The 5,200-nt window shown below is 70.3% G+C and carries 8 protein-coding genes; 4 read left to right on the top strand and 4 right to left on the bottom strand.

From position 1 onward, the window contains the following. The 3 genes from VFZ20_RS17630 to VFZ20_RS17620 all read right to left on the bottom strand — a co-directional run. Positions 1-880 (bottom strand): Ig-like domain-containing protein (locus VFZ20_RS17630; protein ID WP_329685235.1); only part of this gene is annotated, 880 nt, incomplete at its 3' end. A 231-nt stretch (positions 881-1,111) separates the two neighbouring features. Beyond that, positions 1,112-1,861, bottom strand: coding sequence for a TMEM175 family protein (locus VFZ20_RS17625; protein WP_329685234.1), 750 nt, complete (start codon positions 1,859-1,861; stop codon positions 1,112-1,114). Between the two features lie 135 nt (positions 1,862-1,996). Further along, positions 1,997-3,391 (bottom strand): aminopeptidase P N-terminal domain-containing protein, encoded by a 1,395-nt coding sequence (locus VFZ20_RS17620; protein WP_329685233.1) that lies wholly within the window; start codon positions 3,389-3,391, stop codon positions 1,997-1,999. A gap of 279 nt (positions 3,392-3,670) precedes the next feature. Here VFZ20_RS17620 and VFZ20_RS17615 point away from each other — a divergent pair, with 279 nt between their 5' ends. The 4 genes from VFZ20_RS17615 (at position 3,671) to VFZ20_RS17600 (ending at position 4,915) form a co-directional block, all read left to right on the top strand. After that, positions 3,671-3,850, top strand: a complete 180-nt coding sequence (locus tag VFZ20_RS17615; protein WP_329685232.1) for a hypothetical protein — start codon at positions 3,671-3,673, stop codon at positions 3,848-3,850. Positions 3,851-3,928: 78 nt separating this feature from the next. Continuing rightward, positions 3,929-4,111 (top strand): hypothetical protein, encoded by a 183-nt coding sequence (locus VFZ20_RS17610; RefSeq protein WP_329685231.1) that lies wholly within the window; start codon positions 3,929-3,931, stop codon positions 4,109-4,111. A gap of 81 nt (positions 4,112-4,192) precedes the next feature. Further along, positions 4,193-4,390, top strand: a complete 198-nt coding sequence (locus VFZ20_RS17605; protein WP_329685230.1) for a hypothetical protein — start codon at positions 4,193-4,195, stop codon at positions 4,388-4,390. Positions 4,391-4,720: 330 nt separating this feature from the next. Then, positions 4,721-4,915, top strand: coding sequence for a hypothetical protein (locus VFZ20_RS17600; RefSeq protein WP_329685229.1), 195 nt, complete (start codon positions 4,721-4,723; stop codon positions 4,913-4,915). 28 nt (positions 4,916-4,943) lie between these two features. Here the strand turns inward: VFZ20_RS17600 and VFZ20_RS17595 are convergent. Beyond that, positions 4,944-5,200 (bottom strand): hypothetical protein (locus VFZ20_RS17595; RefSeq protein ID WP_329685228.1); only part of this gene is annotated, 257 nt, incomplete at its 5' end.

Raw genomic sequence — 5,200 nt, 5'->3', positions numbered from 1 at the left:
TGCCGGCCGTGTACACCTCGCCCACCGCCAGGTCCGGGCACACCGCGAAGGCGAGCTGGCCCGTGCGCGAGCCGGCCGTGGCCGTGACCGTGGCCCATCCCGGCGCCAGGGCCGACAGGCTGCCCGCGTTGTCGATCGTGGCCACGGCCAGGTCCGAGCTGGCCCACGAGACCGCGCCGCCCACCGAATCGCCGTAGACGTTGCGCACCACCGCGTTCACCTGCGTGGAGGCGCCCTCCAGCAGCGTGTCCTGGGGAACGGAAAGGTCCACCCATCCATCGGGGTGCTGCACGGCGGCCATCACGTACACCGTAAAGCCGAACGAGCCCACCGCCGCGGGAAGGTCCATGGCCCACGTGACGGGCGCGGACACCGCGTTGGGCTGGATGACCTCGTTGTACTGGAAGTACGCCTGGTCGGCCTGCATGAGGAAGTCGCGGTGGACGTTGCCCGCGAGCTCCACCACGCCGCCCATGTCGCCGCTGGTGGGGAACGGCTCCGTCTGGAAGAACACCATCACGCCCTTGGAGTCCATCGTGGACCCGTCGGTGGTGCCCAGCGCCTGGCCGATGAGGTTCTGCACCGTGACGTCGATGCTGAACGTCTCCGCCTGCGCGTCGTAGGTGTGGTTGCTGGCCGCGAGCCGCACGCGCAGCCCCTGGTTGCCCACCACCAGCCCCCGGGCGGACCCCGTGGACAGGGCGTCACCGCACTGCATGTCGCCGGTGGCAACGGTCACGTTGCACTGCACGCGCGCCATCTCCACGGGCGCGGACGGAGCCAGGGGCGACGGGTCCGTCGCCGTGGGTCCCGCGTCGCAGGCGGCCAGCGCCGAACACAGCACGGCGGCCAAAGCCGCCCGGTGCCTGAGGAAGGTCATCTGTTTCAGGAAAGTGGGGAAACGGCACGCGCGCCAGGCGCGGCAGGGAGGGAGATAAGGGTATCAGGTCCAACAACTTGGCAATTTTTCGCAATTTCGTCAATGGCTGCGCTTCTTTGGGAACATCGCACGGGCACCCCTCGAAGGCCGTCCGATCCGTCCAGGACGAGCACCGTTTCGGGCGCAGACCTGCTACGATCCGCCGTAGCAAACACATCCACGATCCGCCGGTCAGCCCAGGGCCAGGGGCGCGTGGAGCTGCCGCCGGCGGCGGCCGGAAAGCCAGCCGTGCGCGAACAGCACGGGTCCCACGCCCCAGTACGCCAGCCCCGCCCACAGCGGCCCCCGGTCGCCGCCGAACCACGCCAGGACGACGGAGACGAGCGCGATGCCCACGTTCAGCAGGCTCTCGCGGACGTTGTCCAGCGTGTCGTAGCGCTCCGTCGGGGACAGGTCCAGCGCGTCGCGCAGGCGGTACGCGTGCAGGTGCATGAGCGCGAAGAGGAGAAAGACGGCCAGGTATCCCCCGCTGAAGACGGTCATCAGCAGGGGCCATTGGCCGGCGCTCAGGACGAGCACGCCGTCGTGCGTCTGCAGCCAGGGCTGGTTGCCCTTCATGATCTCCACGACCATGGAGAACACGAAGCGCAGGGGATACACGAAGAACACGATGACGAACAGCAGCACCGCGTTCAGCACGATGGTGGCCGTGTCGTTCAGCCCGTAGCGGCGAAAGAAGCGGTACTGGTTGTACCACACCAGGAAGAGGATGGCGAAGCAGAGCGCGAACACCACCAGCCCGCCCATGGCCTGGAACAGCGCCGTGGCCGTGCGGGGCGGGTCCAGCGATACGACGAGCAGCGTGATGGCAAAGCCGAACACGGCGTCGCTCAGCGCCTCCAGCCGCGACACCTCGTGTCCCCGCCAGCGAAAGCCGTTGGCCTCCACGGTGCGCCCGTCCATCATCCGTTCGCGGATCATCGGCTTTCGAGGAGAGGAGGGAGGAACTGCATTTTCACGCAGAGGGAGCAGAGGCAGCAGAGTACTTCAGTCCGCGCCGAACCGGGGTACTCTGCTGCCTCTGCTCCCTCTGCGTGAAAAAGGCTGTTGGTCTCTTCAGCGGGGGCCGCGCGTGCAGCAGATGTGCTCCACCTCGTCCGGGTCCACGGGCACGCCGCGGGTGAGCACCTCGGGGCCGTCCGCCGTCACCAGCACGTCGTCCTCCAGCCGGATGCCGATGCCGCGCAGGTGCTCCGGCACGTCGTCCGCCACGGGGATGTACAGCCCCGGCTCCACCGTGAGCACCATCCCGGGCGCCAGGGGCAGCGGCTCGCCGTCACGGTCGCGGTAGACGCCCGCGTCGTGCACGTCCAGCCCCAGCCAGTGCGACGTGTTGTGCATGAAGAAGCGCTTGAACCCCGTCTCTTCCTCGATCAGCGCGTCCACGTCGCCCTCCAGCAGCCCCAGCGACACCATCCCCTCCACCAGCACCCGGCGCGACGCCTCGTGCACGGCCGTCATGGGCGCGCCCGGCCGCGCGGCCTCGATGCCCGCGTCCAGCGCGCGGTGCACCACGTCGTACACGGCGCGCTGGTCCGGCGTGAACCGGCCCGACGCGGGAAACACGCGCGTGATGTCGCCGCAGTAGAACCCCACCTCGGCACCCGCGTCCACCAGCACCAGCTCGCCCTCGCCGATGCGCCGCGCGTTGGTGACGTAGTGCAGGATGGTGCCGTTCTCCGCCGCGCCCACGATGGGCGGAAACGCCGTGCCGCTGTCGGGCGCGTGCGCGCGAAAGACGGAGTCCAGCAGGGCCTGGAGCTCCCATTCGCCCACGTCCGGGCCGCCGGCGCGCATGGCCGCCAGGTGGCCCCGCGCGGAAAGCTCCGCCGCCTCGCGCATGAGCGCGATCTCGCCGGGCTCCTTGATGAGCCGCATGGGGTCCAGCACCTGCGCGGGATCCCGCAGGTCCCACGGGCCCTTGCCGGAGCGCGGCCGCGTGCCGCGAAAGCGCGTCAGCAGCCCCAGCATCCGCCGGTCCATCTCCCCGCCGTCGCCCAGCAGGCCGTACCACAGCGCATCGGCCGGCTCCACCAGGTCCTTGAGCCGCTCGTCCAGCTCCTCGACGGGGTACGCCGCGTCCGCGCCGAACCGCTCCCTGGCCCCCTCCACGCCGGCGCGGAGCCCCGACCACGTCTCCTTCTCCGGGTCGCGCGGGCGGACAAAGAGCGTAAAGCGGTGCTCCGGGTCGTGCGGCGTGAGCACGGCCACGGCCCCCGGCTCCAGGAAGCCCGTCAGGTAGAAGAAGTCGCTGTTCTGCCGGTACGGGACGTCCGTGTCGCGCGACTTCATCAGCTCCGGCGCGGCGGCAAACACGGCCACCCCCTGGCCCACCTGCTCCAGGACGGCCTCGCGGCGGCGGCGAAAGTCCTCCGGGCCAACGGCGTGCGCTGCGCCGTACGCGTCCGCAGTCGAACGGGCGTCGCCGGCGGCGTGGATGGTCTCGGTCATGGTCGTGGCGGAACCGGCAAAAAGGTGCGGCGGATGCGGATCATCGGCGCGCCCGCGGATGAGGGGCGCGCCGGGCTCACAGCTTAGGCGGGGGGCCGCGGGGACGCAACCTCGCGCGCGGCCGATCGGGCCCGGAGAGAATCCTGCCGCGCGGTGGCGGATCAGGGGCGCGCATTCTCCGCATCCGTTCCCGTTTGCGGCTTGCGCGATCCGGATGAAGTGACGATGTTCGTCGTCAAACGTCAGCAACTGGAGCAACCATTCCTCCCGGAGGCAGGCATGCGCAAGCTGAACCTGGACCTGGACGCGCTGGTGGTGGAGTCGTTCGCGACGGACCGCGTGGAGGCCGCGCGCGGCACCGTGCGGGCCAACGAGGCCGTGCTGGACAGCAACGTCTACAGCTGCAAGTCGTGCTTTTGTCCGTCGCACCACCAGTCGGAATGCTGCGCGGTCTACTGACCGCATCCCCACCCGCCGGGTGGCCGCACCCTTCGCGGCCGCCCGGTTTCGCTTTCACCGCAATCCGGAGCACCGACGATGAAGAAGCTCACGCTGAACGTGGACAGCCTGCGCGTGGAGTCGTTCGCGGCGGGCCAGGCCCTGCCCGCGCGCGGCACCGTGGAGGCCAACGAGCTGCTGGCGCCCACGGGCACCCGCTGTCCGTCGCACCACGCCACCGAGTGCTGCGCCACGGACGTCCTGCTCACCAACTGCTGCTGACGCCCGTCCGGCGTCTTTCCCCGCGCCGCCGCCCGCGCGGCGGCGCACCCCTCCCCCGCCCGCTCCGACCGGAGAACCACCATGCGCAAGCTCACGCTCCAGCTGGACGACCTGGCCGTGCAGTCGTTCGCGACCCACACCCTGCGCGGCCGCCGCGGCACCGCCCACGCGCACCTCGACACCGTGCTGCAGCCCGACGACGGCGGCGACGCGGGCGGCGCCACCGAGCCCGGCGGCGACTGCTTTACCTGCGAGCTCAGCTGCGGCCGCAACTGCTGAACGGCCGAGTGCGAGAGTGCGAGAGTGCGAGAGTGCGAGAGTGCGAGAGTGCGAGAGTGCGAGAGTGCGAGAGTGCGAGAGTGCGAAAGTGCGAAAGTGCGAAAGTGCGAAAGTGCGAAAGTGCGAAAGTGCGAAGTGGATGCGCTCTCGCACGGACGCTTGAGCAGACGAACCGGGATCGGAAGGTCGCGGGGCTCCCGAACGGTACGACCGATTGTCGCGAATCAGGCGGTCAGGTACGGAACCGGTTTGTTGTCGCACGTCGTTCGGCGGCGGGATGATCCGGTCAGGTCTTCGTCCGACGTTCTTCTCCCCCACATCGAGGCTCCCGTGAAGAAGCAGATCGCCGCCGTCTTCGGCGTGGCCGCGCTCGCCCTGCTGGGTGCGTGCGGCTCCACCCCCACCAGCAGCGCCGCCGCTCCCGACCGCATCCAGGCCGACGAGATGGTCGCGCCCTCGCAGGCGCCCCTGCCGCAGGATACGGCCACGCAGCGCGTCCCCAACATGATGGGGTCCGGCAACTAGCCGAACCCCGGTCGTTCGTGGCAGGCGCTTACTGGATGGGAATGCCCGTGAGCGCCGCGACGGTCCTGGAGGCCAGCTCCTGGTTCCGGCGGACCCGGGAGCGCGCCGTGGCGCCCCTGGGTATCTTCTTCGGGACGGCCTGCGCGTCCGCCGCCACTTCTACCTGCTGCATCTGCTCGGCGTACCGTGCCGCCAGCGCCACCCAGCGATCCCGGCGCGCGCGGTCGCCGGCCATCACCGCGCCGCGCGCCGCGTCCACCAGGGCCGGCGCATGGCGCACCGTCA

Source organism: Longimicrobium sp. (assembly GCF_036280135.1).
Taxonomy (GTDB): Bacteria; Gemmatimonadota; Gemmatimonadetes; order Longimicrobiales; family Longimicrobiaceae; genus Longimicrobium.
Note: the sequence above shows the minus strand (reverse complement) of the source record. Positions and strands in the feature narration are given on the sequence as shown.